The following is a 23,595-nucleotide window of genomic DNA, read 5'->3' on the forward strand; positions in this document are numbered from 1 at the left end:
CTATAGCCCCATCGCCCGATGAGCTTGCGTCGAATGGCCGACGCCAATGTCTGGCATTGGCCACCGGCCGGTCAGTAAGAACCGCGCGACATCCAGACGGCCGGGACGGTCTTGATGATGATGCGAACGTCCTCGAACAGCGACCAGTTCTCAACATAGTGACGGTCGAAGGCGACGCGGCTGTCATAGGACACATCGTTGCGGCCGCTGACCTGCCACAGGCCGGTCAGGCCCGGACGCGATTTCAGATAGTAGACGGCGGATGTGCCATAGATCTCTAGTTCGTCGCGCACAACCGGACGCGGACCGACAAGGCTCATATCGCCCTGCAGGATGTTGATGATCTGCGGCAACTCATCGAGGCTGAGTTTCCTCAGCACTGCTCCAACGCGGGTGACGCGCGGGTCGTTCTTCAGCTTGCGGGTCGCGATCCATTCCGCGTTGGCGTCCGGGTTGGTGGCGAGATAGGCTGCTAGCACCTTGTCGCCGTCCGGAACCATGGTGCGGAACTTCAGGCACGGAAAAATCCGTCCGCCCCGCCCGATTCGCCTGTGGCCGTAGAAAATCGAGCCGCCGTCGGAAAACTTGACGAGCAGCGCTATCATGACAAATAGCGGGCTGAGGGCGATCAAGCCAATCAGTGAACCGGTGATATCGAAGCTGCGTTTGAGCAGGCCGCCGATCGGCGGCGGAAAATCGATGTCAGCCTGCGAAAAGCTCGCGGTGGCTGACTTGGCAACGTCCCTCATGCCGTAAACTCCATGCGTTGAACGAATGGTTCACCACACGATACCAAAAAAATGTTGCAGCGCAACACACAATTTACCACCCCGTTGAAATAGTCACGTCATGAAATGACTAAATAATAAGCTTGCCATGCACAAATTTCGGCATATTTAGCACATTTGTGACAATAAATGGGCACAGACGAAAAAATAGAGGCCTTTGTGGGGCGGTTTTTAGGCGGACCTACCTATTTGCCAAGGCGAGGTACAAACTAGTGCTTCATCATGCCGTGATGCTTGGTCAAAACCATATAAAATACTACTTAATATTGGCCATTTTACTGAAAAATATCGACGAGAGGATATCGGCCTAGCTCCCGTTGCGTGCATTGCAACATGGCAGAGTCGATCGCAAAAGCTCGATCAAAAATAACCGAAGTTGCCCTTGCCGCCTATTGCTCGCCTTAATAGAATTGCAAATTATACCTGTCACGGTGACGACAGGTGGAAAAGGCCGGAAGCAACCGGTCGAGAGTGGGCGACCTTAACAAGCCCACATGACAAGGGACGGCGCTCGGGTGGGGCAATCGCGATAATACCCGAGCCGGTTTATGGGCTGTTGGGTATGGCACTTCCAAAATTCATCCTCGGGATGATTTTCGCTCTGGCGATCGTCGTCGGCTGGTCCTGGCTGGGCGGTGCGTCGATAGGCACGATATTGGTGCGTGTCATCATCTGCGCCGTGACCATTCAGGCCGGCTATTTCGTGCTCATCTACACCATGATCGCCAGGAGCGCGCCGACGCCTGCCGACATAGCTCGTGACGCCGAGCGCAAACTGAACGCACCCGAGGTCGCCGAAAGCGAGAAGCTCGGCGGTGCCAGGCGCGGCCTGCATTGATGCAGACTGCTCAAACGTGGCCGGTTTGGCGGCAACGACATGCTTCGAGACAAAGGGACCAAAGCGCCGCGTGAATCCGTCTCGGCGCGACGCGTCCTGGCCGCCGGCTCACGCCACATCAGCGGGTTCGCTCTCCGACTGTTCCCCCAACAGCATCCTCGACAACCGGCTGCCGGTTTTTTCCTTCAGCCGCTGATATTGGCCGACCTCGACGATACGGCCGTTTTCCATCGCCACCACCCAGTCGGCGAAGGCGATCATCGACGGCCGGTGCGCGATGGTCAGGATCGTCATCGTACCGCGTAATCCGTCGATCGACCTGGCGATCAGCGACTGGTTCTGCCAGTCGAGCGCGCTGGTCGCCTCGTCGAGGATGAGCAGCGACGGCTTGCGCAGCAGCGCGCGCGCGAGCGCGATGCGCTGACGTTCGCCGCCCGAGAGCCGCACGCCGCGATCGCCGACCACCGTCTCGAGCCTGAGGTCGAGCCGTTCGACAAACTCGCCGGCGTGCGCCTGACGCAGCGCGGCCCACAGATCGCCATCGCTGGCCCGTGGCGCGGCGAGGCGCAGGTTCGCCGCGATCGTGTCGTGCAGGAGGAACACGTCCTGCGGCACATAGGCCACCTGGTCGCGCCAGCGACGGCGATTGCTGGCATCGATCTCGACGCCATCGACAAGCATCTTGCCAGTGGTGGGCTCCAGCAGGCCAAGCAGCATGTCGGCGATCGTGCTCTTGCCCGATCCGGACGGCCCGATCAGGGCGGTGACCTTGCCGGCCGGCAGGCCGAAGGTGATGCCGCTCACCACCGCCTTGTCGACAGCATCTCCGTAGGCGAAGGACACGCCGCGAATATTCAATCCCGTATTGAGGGAGAGTGTCCCGGCGTCGGCGAACTCGGTATGGCCGGGTTCGCGTTCGGCGTCGAAACGTGCCTGCAGGCTGCGCATTGCCGTAAAGGCGGGCAGGTTGATCAGCACTTGCTGGGCCTGCGTCTGCATGTCCATGAAGCGCGGCGCGATACGCATGAAGACCAGGAGCAGGACGACGATCTCGGCCAGCGACAGGTTGAAGCGGACCAAAGCCACATAGATGAACAGGCTCAGGCCCACGACGCTCGCCACCTGGAATACAGCAGTGCCGATGGTGCTGTTGCGCACATAGTCGATGTTGTCGGCCTTCATCCTCTCAAGCGTCGACCGCAGCTGCGCGAAATAGCTGTCCTCGACGTTCAGGCTCTTGGCCACCTTGATGCCGCCGAGAAATTCCGAGACCGTCCGGTACTGGTCCTGGCGATTGGCGGTCAGCACACGGCCGAAGGCAGTGGCCCGTGCCCGGAAGGGCCGCAGCGCCACGAACATCAGGATGCCGACGACCACGGCAAACAGCGTCATGACCGGCGAGATAAACACGGAAACCAGGAGATAGCCGGCCAGAAGAACGGCGATTTGCACCAGCATCAGCAGTGAGAAAGCCGCGCCCTGGACGCGGTCGATGTCGCCGGTCAGGGCATGATCGAGGTCGGAACTGCGCATGCGTGTAAAAACGCCCCAGCGCGCCTTGCCGATGCTTTCGAACAGGTTCATGCGAACGCGATTGATGAAATCGAACAGCAATTTGGCCATGTAGACCGACTTGAAGCGATTGAACGCCGCCTGCGCCGCAACAAGCCCGACCAGCGCGCAAAGCACGGTCGTCAGTTGCAGCGTGCCATCAGGCACCAGCCAGCGCACGAAATCATCATTGGGCAGCCGAACAGCGAAATCCTGGTCGGCACGTCCGACCAGATGCAGCAGCGGGACGAGCAGCAGGATCGAAATGCCCTCGGTCAGGCTGCCGAGGATGAGGAAGAACAGCGCCGTCCACGTTCGCCGGCCGCCGATCCGGGCAATGGTGGCGCCGAAGGCGGCAATTTCTCGAAACAGCGACAGGCGAAGGATTGGGGGCTTCGACATGGTTGCGCTCACAACCGCCGGCTGCCAGCCGACAGATCCTTTTCGATCAGTTCCACGGCTTCGCCGATCCTGTCCAGGCCCGTCGGGACTTCCAGCCGGTACACGCCGATATGGTTGGCAATCCATGAACATTGCCGAAGATGCGCCGTCGCGAAGTCGCCGGGCAGGGCCGCGCGGCCGAAGCGCGTCACATAGGAGAATTTGATGATGGCCGGCAGGGCGGCAATGGCGGGCAAGGGCGTGATGTCAGCCCTTTCGCCGCGCTCGAGGATATAGATCCTGGTCGCCGGCACCTCGTCGCCCGAAAAGCCACCGTTCAGGCGATGCTGCATCTTGTCGATCGCCGCATGCACTTGCGGCCGCACTTCCGCTTCCCCAAGCGAGATCGCCGCCGCGGCGTCGGCCGCCAGCTTGATCTGCGGAAAGCCCGGAACGGTCATTGGCTCACTCGGATTGGCGAGGTCCAGCGCCACCACGTCATCGGTAAGCAGTCGATGCCCGGCCCGGATCATCGCACTTGCGGTCGTCGACTTGCCGGCTCCCTTGTCACCCATGAAGATGGCGCTCGTGCCGGCGGCGGCGATGGCACTGGCATGCAGGACAAGCAGGCCGCGCCGGTGCAAGAGCAGCGCCATGATCGGACCAAGCAGCGGAAACGCGAGCAGCGCGTCGTCGACGCCGGGCGCCGGTTCGATGTCGATACGGCTGGAATCGGTGATCAGGAACGCGCCCACGGCATGCCACGCCAGATATTGCCGGTCCGGCTCGAAGCGAAAGTCGGTCGCGGCTTCGGGCGAGGGCTTTGGCAGGTCGATCGCGCCGACGGCAATCACGACATCCGCCGCCCCCGGCGCCGCCGGCTGCAGTTCGGGCAACGTCACCTCCGACGCGATGGTCAGGCCGTAGGCCCGGTAGAAGCGGCGTTCTCGCTTGGCCCGGCCATGCGAAAAGGCATCATCATTGCATAGAGCGAGCGGCTCGTTGCGCGGCATCATGCGGGGCTCCCGCCATGCTGGAGCTGCCGCAGCCAGAGCGACAGCGAGGCCGAGCGCCAGACATACTGGACATCCAGGGGGGCTGCCTGATCGGGCTGGCGCAGCAGCCGCGCATAGGCGGCACTCACTTGCGGCAGATTGACGTAAGGCGCGATGCGTTTCGCATCCGAGACCAGCAGCTGTTCCAGGAGGTCGCGATGGTTGCGCAGCATGCCGTTGACGAGATTGGCAGTGAAGTCGATCTTGTCGCGCCGCCACTGCACCGCCTCCGGCAATACGCCTTGCATGGCGCGGCGCAGCACATAGCGGCCAAAACCGTGGCTCAGCTTCTCCTCGCCCGGCAGCGCCAGGCAGAACTCGACCAGCGGCTTGTCCCAGAAGGGGTAGCGCGGCTCGACCCCGAAATTGGCGGCGGCTTTGTCGAGAACTTCGAAAGCATGCGGGACATAGCCGTTCGACAGGATCCAACGATGGCTCAAGGCGTCGCTGGCCTGGACGCCGGGCGGCATGTAGCCGGCCCGGTGAAACCGGTCGACAAGCTCGGTGCGCTTGGCCAGGTCCGGATTGATCAGGTCGCGCCAGCTTCGTGCGCGCGACACTTGCGCGGGCTTGCGGATCTTGTTCAGGGCACGGTTGGCCATATGCCTCAGCCTGGCGATGCGCCAGGCCGGCCCGTAGAGGGTCAGGAACTGGAGATAAAGGCCAAGCGTGCTGTCGCCATAGGTGTTGGATGCGCTGCGGACCTCGCGCCACAGATCCATCCATCGGCCGCCATTCGCAAGCTCGTGCAGGTGGCCGTGGCCTTGTGAAACGACCTCGTCGCCACCATGGCCGTCCAGCAGCACCTTGATGCCCTTGGCGCCGGCAGTCCGGTAGATGCCGCGGGTGAGCGTCAGGCCCGGCGCCAGGAACGTTCCTTCCTGTTCTTCCAGCACGCGCTCGAATTCGGCAAATGGGGCATAGTTGCCGACCGGGATCAGCGTCGCGTCGACCTTCTGCTGGTCGAGAACGGCATCGATGAAGGGCCGCTCGTCCATCGGCGAGCCCTTCTCGAAAATCAGCGAGAACGTTGGCAGCCTCGGCTTGCGCGCGGCGGCATTCTGCAGGCTGGCGACACAGGCGATAGACGAGGAATCGAGGCCGCCGCTCAGCATTGCCCCGACCGCCGAGGTCCCACGCATGCGGTTGCGCACCGATTGCGAGAACAGATGGGCGAATTCCTCCGATGCATCCGACCGCAAGGGCCGCGCCGACGGCTCGATCTGCCAGTATCGGCGCAGCATCACTTGTTGCGCGGTGACGGTTAGGCTGTGGCGGGCCGGCAGGCTGAATATATCGCTGTAGGGGGTCGACTGCGGGTCGTCGGGAAGCCCGGCCAGGAAGCCGGAGATCTGGCGCTCGCTGACACGTGCGCGGATACCCTCGACGCCCAGGATCGGACCGATCTCCGACGCAAAGGCAAAACGCCGGTCCGCCGCGTGGTAGTAGAACGGCTTGACGCCAAAATGATCGCGCGCGCAAAACAGCGATTGCCGCTCGTCATCCCAGATGGCGAAGGCGAAATCGCCTTGCAGATGCTCCGGGCAGGCTTCGCCCCAGCGCAGATAGGCCCGCATCAGCACGATCGCGTCGGCTACCGACTGGTCGCGGATACCGAGCCTGGCCAGCAACTCGTCACGGTTGTCCAGCCGGCAATCGGCGGTGATGGCGAGCCGGCCCCCAGCCATCGTCAAAGGGCCCGGACCGACTTCATCCGATGTGTTGAGCCAGGCGTGGCCAAGGGCGATGCTGGTGTCCAGCCACCAAGAACTGCCGTCAGGACCACGATGGCGCATGCGCGCCAGCATTTGCTGAATGTCGGCCGCCGCGACCGCCGGTGCGTTTGCTCCGCGCAACAGGATTCCGGCGACGCCGCTCATCGGCTGCCGTGGTCGACGAGATGGGCGAAGCCGTCGATCGATCCGCCAAGCACGATATGGTTGTCGCTGACCAGCCAGGCATGTGCTTTCAACTGCTCGCCTGTGCCACGTTCGATGCCGATGCGTATCGTCGATTCATTGCCTTGGCGGGCGAGAATATACTGGCCGGAGAGCGCCTGGGTCAGGCACGTGGCGTAAGGGACGAAACGGGCCGCGGCGGCAACGCCCCAGGCGACGCGCCGCAGTTCGCCCATTGAGGCGCACTGCCGCGCGTCGAGGCGCGTCACCAGGCTGCGTACACGATTGTAGGACAACAGCGTCAGCCCCAGCCGAACTGTCGCCACCACCAGCAGGCAATGGCCAAGGAAGATCATTTCCGAGCCAGTCAGGGAGAAAATCCTGACCAGCCCGCGCCGGCTTCCCCCGCGCTTCGTCTGCTTGACGTTTGTTTCTCTCGCCGGTTCCTGCCGTAAAGCCGTGGCCCGCGAAGACAAGGCCGGCGAAACCAGGGCCCGTGAAACCAGGGACTTGTGCTGGACCGGCTTAGACAAGTGCCTCATGATGCCGTCTCGCAAGCCCATTATCGGCCAGGCCCTTCAGCAATGCGTCGACATCGGCCTGGCAGCGCACCGGGTCGACATTGTAGCGCGCAAGCACGGCGCTGCGGATGTCGCCGATCGACCGGGGTTCCTGGATTAAATCCCAGATGAAGGCGCCGACGCCATTCAGGCTGTAGTAGACATTGGATTTGAGATTGAGCAGCGCCAAGCCATCGCCGAACTCGCAAGCCACGGCATCCTTGGTCGCGCACACGCTATCGTGGTCGCCCAGATCACGGTCGGATAGCTCCCCGTTCATCCCCAAACCTCGCTGACAAAACGCTGCGACATCTCCAGGCGGCGCAGGAGAAATCGGGAGGCTGGCCCCCCGACCCCTCTTACGTCTGCTTTTGAATCCAGAGTCCCAACATGTCACTCTGGAATCGGCTGTAGGTCTCAGGAGAACGTCAGGTCGCCAATCGGCGTATGCGCGGGGAACGATGCGTCGATCGCCGTGCTGCCGCCGCCGCCCTGGGTGATGGTCTCAATCGAACCATGGACCGTCAGGCTTGGCGTTTCATATTCATGCTTTTCAACATTCTGTTCCATTTTACTCTCCGATTTAGGACTGGAAACGGCCTGTCGAGTGCCGTCAGCACTTTTATGCTGCAATGCAATAGCTGCACGGCAGCATTTATGAGTCAAGACTGTTTTACTTTCTGTTAATCAATTACGGTTGCTGGCGTCGTCACATGAGCGGCATGCCTAAAACTTGTCACTTTTTTAGCCGATTCCTTGTGCACGACGATCGCTCCCGTGCTGATTCTTTAAGCATTTGATTTTGCTTGCATAAGCTGTTTGCGTTGTGCCTATATTTAGGCCTCTCTGAAAAGAATTTCCATTTGAGAAATCGTCCGGAGATTGCCTAAGCCGACGTGGCAAGGGACATTTCAACCGCGGTTTTCACTGCTTTCCGATGCCACCTCGATAGACGCTTTGGTGGCAAAAATTCGCACTGCAGAAGGAAAGGCTTTACGGCATCGAGGTTTTTGGTGATGCTTGCTTCGCACTTGCAGCATAAGTGTCGGCGCGAAACGCTTTCTTGGGAGACTGTGCGCTAAATGGCCTTGCCGGATGGCTCATACGAACGATTGCGCGCCGCCGGCTGTGCCGGCGAGGTGGCCTATGTGCAGGCTTGCCTGCGATTGTTTTTCGCCGGCCCGGGCGCGGGCGACGTTTCGATGCGCCATCTTGACGGTGAAAAAATTGCCGAGATTGCCAGGCTGAACAAGGTCGCCGTCTTTGTCCTCAAGGCGCTTTCGCGCGCACCCGCGCTTCAGAGGCCAACTAAGCTTTTCCAATGGCTCGACACCTACCGCAGGAAAACGGTTTCGATGAACGCGTCCTGCATCATGGATTCGATGGCGATCCAGGACGTGCTGCGCGCCAGCGAGATCGATTTCGTTTTTCTGAAGGGTCCGTTCCAGCAGCAACTTCTCTACGACGACCATTTTATGAAGCCCTCGGGCGATGTCGACATCCTGGTTTCGCCGCTCGGATTTTTCAGGGCGCGTGATGCGCTTCGCAAGATCGGCTATGAGGTATCAGGCAAGTCGAGCTCCGTCTGGTGGGTCCGCTTCCTCGGCGAACAGCACATGACCCGGGACGACGGGCCGAGGTCGTCCACCGTCGATCTCCACTACCGCCTCCAGCAGCCCGGCTCGCCAAGCCCGCGCGACGCGGACGGGTTCCTGCGGCGCAAGCGACAGGTCGAAATCGCCGGTGCGACGGTGCCGTTCACCTCGGTGGCCGATACATTGCTTTTGTCCTGCATCAGCGTCGCCAAGGCACTTTTCAACCGGGAACCCTGCGCCGGATACGTCTGTGATATCGGCGCCAGCGCCGGCCGCCTCGACGAGGCGGATCAGCAGCGTTTGCTCGATGCCGCTACCGCGCAAGGTCTGGACGACACGCTGCTGCTTGGCCTGCGCGCCGCCGACGTGCTACTCGGCGGTGCCGGCACGCTGCTGTCGCAGCGCGCGACCAGGATCCTGCCGCGCATCGGCAATGAGGATCTGCTCAGCATGGTCATCGCGCCGTGGCTGCCGTCGCTGCGGTGGCCGCAGCGGCGAACGGTGCTTTGGGAACTGTGCGGCCGCGCGCCGGTCCGCTATCTGGCCGAAGCAGGCTGGGCGGCGTCCGCCGATATCAGCCGCCGCATCTTCGAGCGGCCGGCGAGTCGCTGAAGGTAAATTGGATGCTGATGGCAATTCTGTAGTGCATCGAACGAGTACGGGGCGAGGGCAAATCGATATTACCTGTACGAGAGGCAAATCCATGTCGATGACGAAATCCGAGGTCTGCGTGATCATCGCGGCAAAAAACGCCGCAGCGACAATCGCCGTCGCCATCGCATCCGCATTGCGCGAACCGGAAGTGGCGGAGGTCGTGGTCGTCGACGATGCCTCCACCGACGACACCGCCGGTGTCGCACGATCCGCCGATGATGGCAGCGGGCGGCTCTCCGTGATGCGCCTCGATGTCAATCGCGGCCCCTCCTTTGCCCGCAACGCAGCCATCGCCGGCTCGAAATCGCCGTTCATCAGCATTCTCGATGCCGACGATTTCTTCCTCGAAGGCCGGTTTCGCAACCTGTTTGCCGGCGCCGATTGGGATTTCGCCGCCGACAACATCATGCTGATCAGGGATGATGCGACGGGCGACGCGACGAAAATCGTCGCGCCGCAATTTGCCGCCGATCCGGAATTCCTCGATTTCGAGCGTTTCGTCGAAGGCAACATCTCCAGGCGCCGCGTGCAGAGGGGCGAATTGGGCTTTTTGAAGCCGGTGATCAGCCGTGCCTTCCTCGACCGCCATGGGTTGAGCTACGACGAGAGCCTGCGGCTGGGCGAGGACTATGAACTCTACGCCCGCGCGGTCGCATGCGGAGCGCGGTTCAAGGTCATTCGCTCCTGCGGCTACGGCGCCATCGTCCGCGCCGATTCCCTGAGCGGCCGCCACAAGACCCAGGACCTGAAGCGTTTGGCCGATGCGGATCTGGCGCTGCTGGCGATCGACAGCCTGCCGGAAGGCTCGAAGGCGGTGCTGCGGCGGCATGAACGGCACGTGCGCGACAAATATCGGCTGCGTAATTTCCTTGACGTCAAGGCCGAGCGGGGGCTGGGCTCGGCTGCGGCTTACGCCTTCGCCAGCCTGTCCAACCTCGTCCCCATCGTCCAGGGCGTGGCTTCCGACAAGCTCGAGGCGCTGTTTCGTCGTGTCGGCCTTGTGTCCAGCCAAAAGTCTGTGCCGCCGCTGCGCTTTCTGATGGCCGGAACCAGCACGGGCAAGGAACGCTGAGAGCGGTCCCGATGCAGCGATTTGTCCACTCGCGGCATGTCATCACGCAAACCATTTCGGTCGGATTTATGAGTTTACGAATTGGGTGGTTGCCTCGCGGCTCCGACGATGGCAGTCTATGTTGCGGTGCAGCATAGTGGACGACCAGCCGAACTTGGCCCCCGATCGGATTGGTCTGATGTCTCTCCCTCAAAAGGAGCACGACAACGCAACACGAGTTTTTGAGCCCCGGCTGCGGGGATCGGCCAGAAGCCCGGCCCACAAGCCGGCGATGACGGGAACCTGAGTTCATGGCCTCGATATTCGGTTTCAGATCAAGGGATCCGGCCCGCGACCGTCAGGCCGATGTTTCACGTCTTGATCGTCTGGCAAAGCTGTTCGAGCAGATTGCGGCCGAGATCGAGGCCGAGAGAACCGGGCTTGAGAATCGCTACCGGACGACGTCGACCAACGCCGCCTTTCTGGTCGAAGCGATGGAAAACGGCTCTGCTTCCGACAAGCGGTCTTCGGAAGTCAGCGCACTGACACAGTCGATCCTGAATTGCGAGCGCCGCATCGCGGCGCTGTCGCGCCAGGACGGCATGATGAAAGAGCTCCGTCATTCGCTGGATACGGTCTTTGACGAGGATGCCTCCTCGGCCACCGCGGCGGAATTCGCCTGGCCGGCAGGCGCCGGCAGAGGTTGAACGTGAAGGCTCGGAACTGTTGCAACAGATTTGATGCAAGGCGGGAAGCAGAAGCAATCGAGAGGGTCACAAGGAAGGTCAAGGTTGGCCCGTGCAGGAGCGGTTCGAACGTCGACTTTGGGTTGGGGACACACAGCGCAAAGGTGAGTTTGGTATGAATTGGAATCCGAAACCTACGACGGCAATTGACGCACCGCCTCTCGCATATCGGACCGGACAAGCCGCCCGGCGGCTGGGGTCGCTCGGTGCGTTGCTGCTGGCTGCTCTTGGCGGTTTCCTGGCAACCCCTTCCCATGCCCAGGACATTCCGACATCGCCGTCCTTTGTCGATGATTTCAAAAGCTTCGACCGCACGCGCTGGTATGTTTCCGACGGCTGGAACAACGGCAGCCATCAGAATTGCACCTGGTCGAAAAATATGGTCGAACTGTCGAATGGTGTGCTGTCGCTCGGCTTCGAAAAGCAGACGCTGAAGGATCGCGACTACGTCTGCGGCGAGATCCAGACCAAGCAGCGCTTCGGCTATGGCACCTATGAGGCACGGCTGAAGACCGATACCGGCTCCGGCCTCAACGCCGCGTTCTTCACCTATATCGGTCCCAGCGACAAGCAGCCCTGGGACGAGATCGACTTCGAGGTCCTGACCAAGGACACCTCCAAGGTGCAGGTCAACGCCTATATCGCGGGCAAGGGCAAGAACGAGAAACTGGTCGACGTGCCGGGCGGCACGGAGAAGGCCTTCAACGACTACGCCTTCGTCTGGCAGAAGGACAGCTTGCGATGGTACGTCAACGGCCAACTGGTGAACACGATTACTGACCCGGCGAAGCTGCCCAGCCATGCACAGAAGATATTCTTCAGCTTTTGGGGCAGCGATACGATGAAGGGCTGGATGGGAGCGTTCGCGGATCCGGGCCGCAAGCTTTCCCTGCAGGTCGAGCGGGTCGCCTTCACGGCGCTCGGCGAACCCTGTCAATTTCCGGAATCGCTGGCATGCAGTGTAAAGTAGTTGGGAAAGTCGATTTGAACCGGCGGGGCCGAAAACGGTCCGCTGCCTTGCATGGGAATGAAACCGAATGAATTTGACGGTGTTTGGAATTGGCTATGTCGGCCTCGTGCAGGCGGCGGTGCTTGCCGAAGTCGGGCACCAGGTGGTGTGCGTCGACATCGACGCCGCCAAGGTCGAGCGGCTCAACCAGGGCCTGGTTCCCATTTTCGAACCCGGTTTGGAAAACCTCGTCAAGGAGAACCATGCCGCCGGCCGCATCAAGTTCACAACGGATGCCGCCGCCGCTGTCAGGCACGGCGAGATCCAGATGATCGCGGTCGGCACGCCGCCGGGCGAGGACGGCTCGGCCGACCTCAAATATGTGCTGGCAGTCGCCGAGACCATCGGCCGCGAAATGGACAAACCCAAGATCGTCGTCGGCAAGTCGACGGTGCCGGTCGGCACCTGCGAAAAGGTGAAGGCCAGGATCGCCGACACGCTGAAGAAAAGAGGCCGCGAGGACCTGGCTTTCGATGTCGCTTCAAATCCGGAATTCCTCAAGGAAGGGTCCGCGGTTGCCGACTGCATGAAGCCGGACCGCATCATCGTCGGCACCGACAGCGAGGACACCGAGGCTGTGATGCGCGAACTCTACGCGCCGTTCAATCGCAACCACGAGAAGATGATCGTGATGGACGTGCGCAGCGCAGAATTCACCAAATATGCCGCCAACTGCATGCTGGCGACCAAGATCAGCTTCATGAACGAGATGGCCAATCTGGCCGAACAACTCGGCGCCGACATCGAGGAGGTCCGCAAGGGCATCGGCAGCGATCCGCGCATCGGCTACCATTTCATCTATCCGGGCCTCGGCTATGGCGGCTCGTGCTTCCCGAAGGATGTGCGGGCGCTGATCAAGACCGCCGAAGGCGTCAAGTTCGACGCCAAGCTGCTGCGCGCCGTTGAGGAGCGCAACAACGCACAGAAATCGGTTCTCTTCGACAAGGTGGACCGCTATTTCAAGGGCAACCTCAAAGGCAGGACCTTTGCGCTCTGGGGTCTGGCCTTCAAGCCCAACACCGACGACATGCGTGAGGCGCCGGCGCGCGTCCTGATGGAGGCGCTCTGGAAGGCCGGCGCCAATGTGCAGGCCTATGATCCCGAGGCGATGCAGGAATGCCAGGCCATCTACGGGCTGCGCGACGACCTGCTTCTGTGCGGCACCAAGGAGGCGGCGCTTCGCGGCGCCGATGCGCTGCTGATCGCCACAGAATGGAAGAGCTTTCGCGCGCCGTCCTTCGACGCGGTGAAGGACGCGCTGACCACGCCGGTCATCTTCGACGGCCGCAACCTCTATGACCCCAAGGTCATCGCCCGCCACGGCATCGAATATCACTCGATCGGCAGAATGGCGGCATGAGACCGGGCCCTGGCAGCCGGATGCAAGACCGGTCCGCACACGGCCTGCGGGCGCTGGGGTTGAGCGCGTATTTCTGTGTGGAGTTGTAGCTGATGGTGCTGGACGTAAAGCCGGAGCAAATCACCAAGAATCATTTCGATCTCGTCGCGATCGGTTCCGGCTTCGGTTCGGCCTTCTTCCTGCATGAGTTCGCCAGGCGCCGAAAGGCGCGCATTCTGGTGCTGGAGTGGGGACGCCACAACACCCATGAATGGCAGCTCGAACAGAACGTCAACACCGACATCGAAGACGAGACGACCTACAAGACCAATTCCGACAAGCCGTGGAACTACACGATCGGACTGGGTGGCGGGACGAACTGCTGGTTCGCGCAGACGCCAAGATTTCATCCCAATGATTTCCGGCTGAAAAGCACCTACGGCATCGGTAATGACTGGCCGATCAGTTATGACGACGTCGAGCCGTTCTACTGCGACGCGGAAGACATCATGTCGATCTCCGGCGACCCCGACATGGCGGCGATGCTGCCCCGCTCGAAGCCGTTTCCGCAACCGCCGCATCGCATGTCGACACCGGACAGGATGATGAAGGCGGCGCAGCCCGACCAGCACTTCGTCATGCCAACCGCGCGGGCTCGCGTGCCGACCGCGCAGCGCAGCTCGTGCTGTGCCAATCTGCGTTGCTGGCTGTGCCCGGTCGACGCCAAATTCACCGTCAACAACGGGTTGATGCACGTCTTCGAGCATCCCGACATCTCGGTCTGCCTCGGTGCGGAGGTGCGCCGGCTCGATCACGTCGGCGGCGCTGTCCGTTCGGTCACGTTCAGCCATGACGGCAAGGAATACCAGGTCAGCGGCGATCTCTTCATTCTCGGCGCCAATGCCATCCAGAGCGCGGCGATCATGCTGCGATCCGGCCTGGGCGGCGAGTTTGTCGGCAGCGGCCTGCATGAATCCTACGGCTGGAATTTCGAGGTCTATCTCGACGGCGTCGACAATTTCGACGGCAGCACCATCACAACAGGCCTGAATTTCGGCCTCTATGATGGTCCTCACCGATCGGAGCATGCGGCGGCATTGGTCTATTTCGAGAACCGCTGGCAGCACGGAATGCGTGCCGAAAAGGGGCGGCTACGCCAGGCGCTGCCGTTGGTCGTGGTCACCGAGAACCTGCTCGACCCCGAGAACTACGTCACGCTTGACGCGGATGACAATGCCTTCGTCAGCTTCAAGGCGCCATCGGACTACGCGGTGAAGGGCATGGCGCGCGCTCTGGAGAAATTGCCTGACCTTCTGGCGCCGCTGCCGGTCGAAAAGCTCTTCGACCGCGGCATTCGGCCGACCGAATCGCACGTCCAGGGCACGCTGAGGATGGGCACCGGCCCGGCCGATTCTGTGGTCGACAGCGGCATGATCCACCATCAGCTCAGAAACCTGGTCGTCGTCGGCACCAGCACCTATCCGAGCTGCTCCTGCGCCAACCCGAGCCTGACCGCGGCAGCGCTGTCCTTGCGGGCGGCGAGCCGGATCGCGTGAAAGGAGGTATCGCATGATCGAGATTTCCAGACGCTCGGCCCTGGCCGTCTTGGCTGGCGGAGTGGTTTCGACGGGGGTCGCCTACGCCACCGTTTCCTCCTTCTCGGACGAGGATCTGGTGCGCGTCACGCTGGAAAAATATCTTGGCAAGTTGAACATCCGCATCGAGCATCTGCAGCAGTTCGTGCTGGCGTTCCGCGACCGGAATCCATGGAATTTCCCAAGCGAAAAACTGAGTGATGCCGTCACCCTGGTGGAGGAGCTCAAACTGGGCGCCGCGCGTCGCTTGCTGCCCCGGCGGAAGCGGGAAGATCTGCTGCATTTCGACCGCTGGGTCGTCGCCGAATTCCATATGCTGACGGACTACGCCTGGCGCAGTTCGCCCAACGACCCGATCCGGTTTACCGGCTGGCAATCCTGTACCAATCCCTTCGCCAATCTGGAGCCGCCGAAACTTGCCTGACGTCGAAAGCGAGGCGGCGGCCTTTGCCTGTTGCCTTCGAGCAAGGAATACGAGATGCGACAAGGAGCCCGATCATGAAAGTTCTCTTTGCAGGCGGCAACGGCTACCCGCCCGAGTTCAGTGGCGGCGTTCAGTCGAGCACGCATCATCTGGCCGAACAGCTGATCGAGCACGGTCATGAAGCCGCTGTGCTCGCCGCCCTGTTCGGTGACGGTGTCTTCGGCTTCAAGGCGCGCGCCAAGATGAAGCTGTTGCGGCAGCCGGCGGTTGTCGACAGCTATCCCGGCTATCCGGTGGTGCGGGCCTGGTTTCCCTGGGAAGCGGCGGGTTATGCCGTCGACAGGCTGAAGCCCGATGTCGCCGTGGTCCAGTGTCACAAATCGGTTCCGATCGGCAAGGCGCTGCAGGCGGAGGGCGTGCCTTTGGTCGTTTATCTCCGCAATGTCGAGTTCCATGAACTGGGCGGCGATCTGCGCGAATTGCATTCGGCGCTCTACATTGCCAATTCGGACTTCACCGCGCGAACCTACAAAAAAGAATTCGGCATCGAGGCAGCGGTGATCCCGCCAACCATCAACCCGGCGCATTACTCGACGCCGACGACGGGCCAGTTCGTCACGCTGATCAACCCCTATGAGGAAAAGGGATTTGAGCTCGCGGTGCGGATTGCCGGCGCCTGCCGCGAAATTCCATTCCTGTTCGTCGAAAGCTGGAAGCTCGACGACGATCACCGGGCGCGGATCGAACAGACGATCGCTCCCTTGGGCAATGTCGTCCTGGAGAGCCGCACCAGCGACATGAAGACGGTCTATGGTCGCACGAAGATCCTGCTTGCTCCCAGCAAGTGGGAAGAGGCGTGGGGCCGCGTCGCTTCGGAGGCCCATTGCAGCGGAATCCCCGTTATCGGTTCGCGGCGCGGCGGTCTGCCCGAGGCTGTCGGCTCCGGTGGCGTGGTGCTGGATTACGATGCTCCGCTGGCCGATTGGGTCGCGGCCGTCAGGCGGCTGTGGAACGACAACCAGGAATATGACCGGCTTTCCAGTCTAGCTCGCAGCTTCGCCGGGCGCCCGGAACTCGATCCCGATCGCCAGTTCATCACCTTCTTCTCGATACTGGACAGGGCCATGCAGCAGCGCGCGCGACAGGCGGCCTGACGACGCCGCCTGAGCAGGTCAGGCCGGACGCTTGACCCGGCTTTTCAGCGTCTCGTAGCCGCGGGCGCCAAGCAGTGCGCGGGCAATGGTCTTGGCGGCGCTCTTGCGGCCCTCTTGCGACTTGATCTGCCGCAGCCTTGCCGGCAGGTTGCGGGCCGCCTGGCCAAGTGCCGGCAGCGACAGCGCGTCGGGGAAGCTGACCATATGCGTTTCGACGCACAGCACCGGCTTGCCTGACAGTTCGGTGATCTTCAGCGCCTGTTCGTGCTCGCTCTCGATGAACAGGATGGCATCGGACTTGCGGTAGAAATCGGCCTTGAAACTGCCATGCGCGCCGAGTCGTTGCCGTTCCGCCTTGCTCGGCAGATCGAGCATGATCAGCTGGTCGTATTTGATCTCATGCTTGGCGAGCCATGCCTCGGTGAGCGCGCGGTATTTCTCCAGCCGGCTGGTGACCAGCCAGCCGATCCTGTGAGTCGCGACATGGAGCGGCCGCGCTTCGCTGAGGAATTTCTCATAGGCCGGGCCGTCGTCGTTTTCCGCCTCTGTCGGGTCGAGGCACAGCACGCCGTCAATGTCGACGCAGCATTGCGCCAGGAATTTGTGATGCATGAAGTTCCACTGGAACATGCGCGGATGCGGCACGACCTCGAAGACGAGGTCGGTTTCCTGGTGCAGGGGCTCAAGGCCGAACACGGCGGCAAAGGTGAAGTCCGCCTCGATGCCCGCAGCCTGGATGCGGGCGCGTGCGTCGCGCATGGCGTTGCCGCCGGCGACGCTGTCGTCGATCACCAGCACCTTGCGCATCTCGGAAACCTTGCGGTCGAGAGCGGCCCGGCGCTTGGTGACGCCTGATGTGTAGATTCGCCCAGCCAGGAAGCTGTCGAGATCGGTCATCGGGATGTTCGCGGCAAGGCTGACCAGCGTCGCTGCCAAAACGCCGCTTCTCGGCACACCGACGACCAGGTCGATGTCGCGCGGCAGCCGGTGCAGGCCCCTGACGATGGCGTCGTTCATATCGGAGATCGATCGGTAGTGCATGGTTCAGACCTGGTCCTGGAGGAGATGTCCGTAGCAGTCGAAGACGCCCAAATTATTGCGCTTCGCGCGGCGCTGCCGCAGGCAGCCTTGCCGGCAGCATCCTGAGCGCCTCGCGCAAGGCTTCGCGGCCGGAGGCGAATGCCAGTGCGATGATGATCGTGATGAGGTAGGCGAGCACGGCGCTGCTGGCCAGGGCGACGACATGCTGCTGCGGCAGCGCTGGCTTGACGAACCAGATCGCGGCCAGCGCCAGATGGGCGCCAAGCACGAACGGCGTTGCCGCGCGCAGCACATGATGCGCCTGCAGCGGTCCGCTCTTGCCGACATAGAGCCATAGGAAAGGCGTCCGCAGATATTCGCTGATCGCATAGGCGATCGCCACGCCCAGCGCGCCATAGGGCAGGCCGAGCATGAAAGCCAGCACCGACGTCACGGCCGTTATGATGCCCCAGCGCATGAAATCGCCGGAGCGGCCCTGGCTGACGAAAAGCCACCCCGCCGGATTGTTGAGCGGCTGCAGCAGCCCGGCAAAGCCGAGCGCCAGGAAAATCGAGGCGCTTGCGCGCCATTGCTCGCCGAGCACGAAGGGGATCAGCACATCCGACATCGCGGTGGCGAAGGCGACACCGGGAAGCGCCACCAGCAGGATCAGCGGCATGACGCGCAGATAGGCGCTGCGGTAGCGATCCGGCTCGTCCTTCAGCCTGGAAAGTGCTGGAACCATCACCTTCGACAAGGGGTTGGTGATCTGGCTCAGCGGAAACAGAAGCAGCTTGTAGGCGCGGTCATAGAGGCCGAGCTGCGCCTCGCCCCAATATTTGCCGATCAGCACGTTGTCGAGGTTGCGGGCAAAGAAATTGGCGAAGTTGAAGCCGGTGATGCCGGCGCCGAAATTGATCAGCTCGCCGATGCCGGCGACCTTGCGCGGCAGGCCCGGACGCCAGCGCGAACTCGCCCAGTAGCAGAGCGTCGGCAGCACGGCACCGGTCAGCGTGCCGGCAAACAGGGCCCAATAGGAGCGATCGATGAAGGTCCAGGCGATCGACACGGCAAGCCCGGCGATGGCACTGGCGACGTCGATGACGGCCAGCCGGCCGAACTGCATACGGCGCGTCAAGAGCGCCAGATGCTGGGCGCCAAGCCCATAGGCCATGATCTGCAGCCCGAACGCAGCCACCAGACCTGTCACGCGCGGCTCGCCGTAGAAGGCAGCAACCAGCGGCGCCGCACCCGCAAGCACGCAAGCCAGGATCGCGCTGACGGCGACATTGATCCAGAAGAGGTAGTTCACCTCCTCATGCCGGATGCCTGATTTCTGGATCGTTGCCTGGGTCAGGCCGAAATCCTGGAACAGTGCGATAAAGGCAAGCACCGGCGCGCACATCGCCACGACACCGAAATCCTGTGGCGACAACAACCGCGACAGCACGACAACCGACAGAATCTGTGTCGCGACCCGCACCGATTGCGCCATGGCCGTGACAACCGCACCGCGCCCAACCGATTTGCGCAAGGAGCCTTCTGGCGGATCGAATGCATTGGCTTCCAAATTCAGGATTCCTGATTTTTTACGTGGATTTTCGAGCCCGAAAATCCACGACCGCCGCCGACCACAAACTACGGCAATAATTTTGCAGTGCAACAGAAAACGTCGATTGGTGCAGCAAAAATGTTGCGATGCAGCAAGAGCTGTACTAGCATTCCCTTGGGTGGGCCAACAGCGGTCGAGTTTTTATGCTGCATGTCTTGTACCTAGTGCACGACGTTTCCGACCCGGCGGTGCGCCGGCGGATCACGATGCTCAGGGCAGGTGGGGCCCAGGTCACCTTGGCCGGCTTCCGTCGCACCGCGAATCCGATTGCGGATATCGAGGGACTGCGCCCGATCGACCTCGGCGGGACGCGTGACGGGCGATTCGGCCAACGCCTCGCGGCCGTAGCCAAAGCAGCCGTTTCGATAGGCCCGAAGCTGGGCGGCATGCCAAAGCCGGATGTCATCGTCGCGCGCAACCTGGAAATGCTGGCGCTTGCCCGCCGCGCCAGGTCAGCCTTCGGTGCATCGGTTCCGATCGTATACGAGTGCCTCGACATTCATCGGCTTGTGCTGCGCAACGATGTCCTGGGCAAGGCGCTGCGTGCCACCGAACGATTTCTGGCCAGGGATGTGAAGCTGCTGGTGACCAGTTCGCCTGCCTTCATCGCCAATTATTTCAAGCCGTTCGGCCAGGTCGCGGCACCCATCGAGCTGGTCGAAAACAAATATTTCGAGGCCGCGACGATTGTGCCCGGCGCTCCGGAGGCTGAAGAGAGCCCGGTCGGCCCGCCATGGCGGATCGGCTGGTTCGGCGCGCTGCGCTGCCGCCGCTCGCTCGAGCTGCTGGCTGATTTCTCCCGCCGCATGGAGGGCCGCTTCGAGATCGTGCTGCGCGGCCGTCCGGCTTTGTCGGAATTCCCTGACTTTCACGGCTTTGTCGAGGCCGAGCCATGGCTGTCGTTTCTCGGGCCCTACCGCAATCCGGAAGACATGGCGGCGATCTACAACGATGTCCATTTTTCCTGGGCGATCGATTTCTTCGAAGCGGGGAAGAACTCCGAATGGCTTCTGCCCAACCGGCTCTATGAGGGTTGCCGTTTCGGCGCGGTGCCGATCTCGATGGGCAATACCGAGACCGGGCGGTTCCTCAAGCAGCAGGATATCGGCGTGCTGTTGCCGCAGGCGTCGCCCGAAGCGCTCGAAGCCGCGCTAGGCAAGATGGAGGAGCATCGCTTCGCCAGGCTGAAGGGGCGTGTTCTGGCGCGCAACCCGAGGACCTGGAGCTACGATCGCAGCGATTGCCGTGCGCTTGTCGAGCGGCTGCGCAGCCTGACGGCCGTGCCCGGTTCGTTTGCCGCCGAGGCATTGGCATAGGATGGCAGGGGATGGACAGGGGCAAGATGGACAGAGGTTGATGACGCAGACGGAAAAACCCTCATCCAGCCTGATCGTTATCCCATGCCTGAACGAAGCCGCCCATATCGGTGCGCTGCTCGATCAATTGCGGCCCGCGGCCGCCCGGCTTGGCGCCCGGATCATCGTCGCCGACGGCGGCAGCACCGACGGCACGCTTTCCATCCTAGAGGACGTCATTGCCAGGGACCCGCGCGTTATCCTGCTCCACAACAAGCGGCGTATCCAGAGCGCGGCGATCAATCTCGCCGTCGGTACTTTCGGCGATGGTGCCGACTATCTCATCCGCATCGATGCGCATGGCGGTTATCCCGACGATTATTGCGACCGGCTGGTCGAGGAAGCCCTGGCTACATCAGCGGATTCGGTTGTCGTTTCGATGCTCACCAGCGGCAGCGGTGCCGTGCAGAAGGCGGCGGCCGCGGCGCAGAACTCCAAGCTCGGCACCGGCGGCTCGAAGCATAGGCATCTTTCGCAGGGACAGTGGATCGATCACGGCCATCATGCACTGATGCGGATATCGGCGTTCGGTGCCGTCGGCGGCTATGACGAAACGTTCAGCCACAACGAGGACGCCGAGCTCGATTATCGCTTGCGCAAGGCCGGCTACAAGATCTGGATGAGCGGCAAGACGCAGATGGTCTACTACCCGCGTGCCTCGCTCTCAGGCCTCTATTTCCAGTATCTCGGCTACGGTCGCGGGCGTGCCAAGAATGTACTGAAGCATCGCGTCATCCCGAAGGTGAGGCAGATGGTGCCGCTGCTGGTGTTCCCGGTGGTGCTGCTGGCGGCCTTCTCCTTCGTGCACTGGCTGGCGGCGGTGCCGCTGCTGCTGTGGGCGTCGGTGTGCCTGGGCTACGGGCTGGTGACGGCTATCCGCCAGCGCAAGGCCGACGTTGCGCTGGCCGGTGTCTCGGCCATGGTCATGCATCTTGGCTGGTCGGTCGGCTTCTGGCTGCAGCTTCTCGGCCTCGGCTCGCGACGAGGAGTGGCCTGATGGCGGTGTCGGCAAAGGACCGCAGCATCGACATCGGCGTCTGCACGTTCCGCCGGCCGGAACTGGCCGACACGCTGCGCTCGCTCGACGCCATGGAGATGCCGGTGGGATTCGATGTCCGCATCGTCGTCGCCGACAATGACGACACCCCATCGGCCCGTGACCTGGTGGCGGCGCTGTCGCGGGAATTGACGGTGCCGATCCACTATCAGCACGCCCCGGCGCGCAACATCTCGATCGCCCGTAACGCCTGCCTCGATGCGAGCACCGCGGATTTCGTCGCCTTCATCGACGACGACGAGACGGCCACGACGCCATGGCTTGCCGAACTGGTCGCGATGGCGCAGCAAAGCGGTGCCGCCGCCGTGCTCGGCCCGGTCAGGGCGCGCTATCGCCCGGACGCGCCGGACTGGATGCGGCGCGGCGATTTCCATTCGACCTTGCCCGTCTGGGTGCGCGGCGAGATCCAGACCGGCTACACCTGCAACGTTCTGCTGCGGATGGGCTCGGACAGCCTGCGCGGCCGCCGCTTCAGCCTGGCGCGTGGCCAGACCGGCGGCGAGGACACCGAATTCTTCGACCAGATGCACAAGGCAGGCGGCCGCATCGCCTTCTCGCCCGAGGCGTGGGTCGAGGAGGTGGTGCCGCGCTCCAGGGCGGCATTCGATTGGCTCGGCCGCCGCCGCTTCCGCGTCGGCCAGACGCATGGCCATCTCCTGGGCAGCAGCGCCAGCGGAATCGGCCTGGCCAAGCAGGTCGGCCTGGCCTCGGCAAAGGCCATCTATTGCTTCGCCTCGGCACTTCCGGTCGTCGTCAGTCCGGTACGCAGGAACCGCAGCGTGCTGCGCGGCATTATGCATGTTGGTGTCGTCAGCGGCCTCGTCGGCATCCGCGAAATCCGCCTCTATGGCCAGCCGTCGCCACAGCAGGGAGGCAAGCGTGCAGCCTGACGTCAGCTCTATCCCCGATGTTTCCTTCGTTATTGCCGCCTACAATGCCGAGACGACCCTTGATCGGGCGATCGCCAGCGCCATCGCCCAGAAGGGTGTCAGCGTCGAAATCATCGTCGTCGACGACAAGTCGCGCGATGCGACGCTCGATGTTGCGCGGGCCTATCCCGGGGATATCGTCCGTGTCATCGCCCTGCCAAGCAATCGCGGCCCGGGCGGCGCCAGGAATGCCGGCCTCGATGCCGCCCGCGGCAGATGGATCGCGGTTCTCGATTCCGACGACGCGGTCTTTCCCGGCCGGCTCGCCAGGATGATCGCGCGTGCCGAAAGCGCGGATGCCCAGATCGCCGTCGACAATCTGCAGGTCGTTCGCGAGGACGGCGTTATCGAGGACGCGATGTTTCCGCGGCAATATCTGGAAGGCTTGCGCGAGATTTCGCTGGCCACCTACATCGCCGGCAACGTCGTCTTCGAATCCAAGTTCAACCTCGGCTACCTCAAGCCGATCTTCCAGCGCGAGTTCCTGAACGAAAACCGGCTTCGCTATGACGAGAAGCTGAGGATCGGCGAAGACTACATCCTCTTTGCCGCCGCCCTGGCCAACGGCGGAAAATGCGTCGTCGAGCCCGATATCGGCTATGCCTACCATATTCGCAGCGTCTCCATTTCGCGCGTGCTCGAGCTTCACCACGTCGAAGCCATGCGCAGGGCGGATGCCGTGTTCGCTCAAACCCATCGGATGGATGAGGCCGCGCAGGCCGCGTTCGCGCGGCGTGGCCGCAGCCTGCGCAAGGCGGCATCGTTTCTGTCACTGGTACAGCACATCAAGGCGCGGTCCCCGCTCAAGGCGATCCGGACTGCGCTCAGCGACCCGGCGGCGGTCAGGCATATGGGCATGCCGATCGCCGTGCGGTTGCGAAGAATGGCGGCACAATTTGCCGTCGGGGCGGGGAGGTGAAGATGCAGGCACATGGAGGGAATTTTCGTGGCCTGTGAACGGATTGAAGTCGATCTCCTCAGAAG

General features: G+C 62.4%; 22 protein-coding genes. 13 read left to right on the plus strand and 9 right to left on the minus strand.

Features of this window, described 5'->3' with window-relative positions:
- Positions 1-71: 71 nt before the first annotated feature.
- Positions 72-749: a sugar transferase gene (locus M729_RS0134185; protein WP_013528120.1), complete on the minus strand. Its 678-nt coding sequence runs from the start codon at positions 747-749 to the stop codon at positions 72-74.
- A gap of 601 nt (positions 750-1,350) precedes the next feature.
- On the opposite strand from M729_RS0134185, the gene M729_RS0134190 reads away from it, so the two are divergent.
- A complete protein-coding gene (locus tag M729_RS0134190) occupies positions 1,351-1,626 on the plus strand; it encodes an exopolysaccharide production repressor ExoX protein (protein WP_013528119.1) in 276 nt (91 codons plus the stop codon).
- Between the two features lie 108 nt (positions 1,627-1,734).
- On the opposite strand, the gene M729_RS0134195 is transcribed toward M729_RS0134190, so the two are convergent.
- From M729_RS0134195 to M729_RS1000000138215, 6 genes are all read right to left on the minus strand, one after another.
- Complete coding sequence (locus tag M729_RS0134195; protein WP_032809899.1) at positions 1,735-3,579, minus strand: ABC transporter ATP-binding protein; 1,845 nt, start codon at positions 3,577-3,579, stop codon at positions 1,735-1,737.
- A gap of 8 nt (positions 3,580-3,587) precedes the next feature.
- The gene (locus tag M729_RS0134200) at positions 3,588-4,574 is read right to left on the minus strand and encodes a serine kinase (protein ID WP_027164261.1); all 987 of its coding nucleotides are present in this window, start codon (positions 4,572-4,574) and stop codon (positions 3,588-3,590) included.
- Positions 4,571-6,493, minus strand: coding sequence for a lasso peptide isopeptide bond-forming cyclase (locus tag M729_RS0134205; protein ID WP_027164262.1), 1,923 nt, complete (start codon positions 6,491-6,493; stop codon positions 4,571-4,573). The genes M729_RS0134200 and M729_RS0134205 overlap by 4 nt, the downstream gene beginning before the upstream one ends.
- Complete coding sequence (locus M729_RS0134210) at positions 6,490-6,867, minus strand: lasso peptide biosynthesis B2 protein (RefSeq protein WP_024501836.1); 378 nt, start codon at positions 6,865-6,867, stop codon at positions 6,490-6,492. Before M729_RS0134210 ends, M729_RS0134205 begins: the two co-directional genes overlap by 4 nt.
- 169 nt (positions 6,868-7,036) lie before the next feature.
- Positions 7,037-7,351, minus strand: coding sequence for a PqqD family protein (locus M729_RS0134215; RefSeq protein ID WP_027164264.1), 315 nt, complete (start codon positions 7,349-7,351; stop codon positions 7,037-7,039).
- 137 nt (positions 7,352-7,488) lie between these two features.
- Positions 7,489-7,641, minus strand: coding sequence for a lasso peptide (locus M729_RS1000000138215; protein ID WP_010913078.1), 153 nt, complete (start codon positions 7,639-7,641; stop codon positions 7,489-7,491).
- Positions 7,642-8,153: 512 nt separating this feature from the next.
- Here M729_RS1000000138215 and M729_RS0134225 point away from each other — a divergent pair.
- The 8 genes from M729_RS0134225 (at position 8,154) to M729_RS0134260 (ending at position 16,638) form a co-directional block, all read left to right on the plus strand.
- The gene (locus tag M729_RS0134225; protein WP_013528113.1) at positions 8,154-9,278 is read left to right on the plus strand and encodes a nucleotidyltransferase family protein; all 1,125 of its coding nucleotides are present in this window, start codon (positions 8,154-8,156) and stop codon (positions 9,276-9,278) included.
- Positions 9,279-9,369: 91 nt separating this feature from the next.
- Positions 9,370-10,392 carry a glycosyltransferase gene (locus M729_RS0134230; protein WP_027164265.1) on the plus strand — a complete coding sequence of 341 codons (1,023 nt, stop codon included), beginning with the start codon at positions 9,370-9,372 and terminating at the stop codon, positions 10,390-10,392.
- A 290-nt stretch (positions 10,393-10,682) separates the two neighbouring features.
- A complete protein-coding gene (locus M729_RS0134235) occupies positions 10,683-11,078 on the plus strand; it encodes a hypothetical protein (protein WP_027164266.1) in 396 nt (131 codons plus the stop codon).
- A 154-nt stretch (positions 11,079-11,232) separates the two neighbouring features.
- On the plus strand, positions 11,233-12,087 hold the full coding sequence (locus M729_RS0134240) for a family 16 glycosylhydrolase (protein ID WP_024501832.1): 855 nt from the start codon (positions 11,233-11,235) through the stop codon (positions 12,085-12,087).
- Between the two features lie 67 nt (positions 12,088-12,154).
- Entirely contained in the window at positions 12,155-13,486 is a 1,332-nt protein-coding gene (locus M729_RS0134245; RefSeq protein WP_013528109.1) for a UDP-glucose/GDP-mannose dehydrogenase family protein, read from the plus strand.
- A 92-nt stretch (positions 13,487-13,578) separates the two neighbouring features.
- Positions 13,579-15,021, plus strand: a complete 1,443-nt coding sequence (locus M729_RS0134250) for a GMC family oxidoreductase (RefSeq protein WP_013528108.1) — start codon at positions 13,579-13,581, stop codon at positions 15,019-15,021.
- A gap of 13 nt (positions 15,022-15,034) precedes the next feature.
- A complete protein-coding gene (locus tag M729_RS0134255) occupies positions 15,035-15,484 on the plus strand; it encodes a hypothetical protein (protein WP_013528107.1) in 450 nt (149 codons plus the stop codon).
- Positions 15,485-15,558: 74 nt separating this feature from the next.
- Positions 15,559-16,638 carry a glycosyltransferase gene (locus tag M729_RS0134260; RefSeq protein WP_024501831.1) on the plus strand — a complete coding sequence of 360 codons (1,080 nt, stop codon included), beginning with the start codon at positions 15,559-15,561 and terminating at the stop codon, positions 16,636-16,638.
- Between the two features lie 18 nt (positions 16,639-16,656).
- Here the strand turns inward: M729_RS0134260 and M729_RS0134265 are convergent, their stop codons facing one another.
- A complete protein-coding gene (locus M729_RS0134265; RefSeq protein WP_013528105.1) occupies positions 16,657-17,679 on the minus strand; it encodes a phosphoribosyltransferase family protein in 1,023 nt (340 codons plus the stop codon).
- A 52-nt stretch (positions 17,680-17,731) separates the two neighbouring features.
- Positions 17,732-19,228, minus strand: a complete 1,497-nt coding sequence (locus M729_RS0134270; protein ID WP_027164267.1) for a lipopolysaccharide biosynthesis protein — start codon at positions 19,226-19,228, stop codon at positions 17,732-17,734.
- 185 nt (positions 19,229-19,413) lie between these two features.
- Here M729_RS0134270 and M729_RS0134275 point away from each other — a divergent pair, with 185 nt between their 5' ends.
- The 4 genes from M729_RS0134275 to M729_RS0134290 are packed head-to-tail and all read left to right on the plus strand — an operon-like array spanning position 19,414 to position 23,530.
- Positions 19,414-20,586, plus strand: coding sequence for a glycosyltransferase (locus M729_RS0134275; RefSeq protein ID WP_027164268.1), 1,173 nt, complete (start codon positions 19,414-19,416; stop codon positions 20,584-20,586).
- 40 nt (positions 20,587-20,626) lie between these two features.
- Positions 20,627-21,622, plus strand: coding sequence for a glycosyltransferase family 2 protein (locus M729_RS0134280; RefSeq protein ID WP_027164269.1), 996 nt, complete (start codon positions 20,627-20,629; stop codon positions 21,620-21,622).
- Positions 21,622-22,572, plus strand: coding sequence for a glycosyltransferase family 2 protein (locus tag M729_RS0134285; protein WP_027164270.1), 951 nt, complete (start codon positions 21,622-21,624; stop codon positions 22,570-22,572). Before M729_RS0134280 ends, M729_RS0134285 begins: the two co-directional genes overlap by 1 nt.
- A complete protein-coding gene (locus M729_RS0134290; protein ID WP_027164271.1) occupies positions 22,562-23,530 on the plus strand; it encodes a glycosyltransferase family 2 protein in 969 nt (322 codons plus the stop codon). Before M729_RS0134285 ends, M729_RS0134290 begins: the two co-directional genes overlap by 11 nt.
- The last annotated feature ends 65 nt before the right edge of the window (positions 23,531-23,595 follow it).

Source organism: Mesorhizobium sp. WSM1293 (assembly GCF_000513875.1).
GTDB lineage: Bacteria > Pseudomonadota > Alphaproteobacteria > Rhizobiales > Rhizobiaceae > Mesorhizobium > Mesorhizobium ciceri.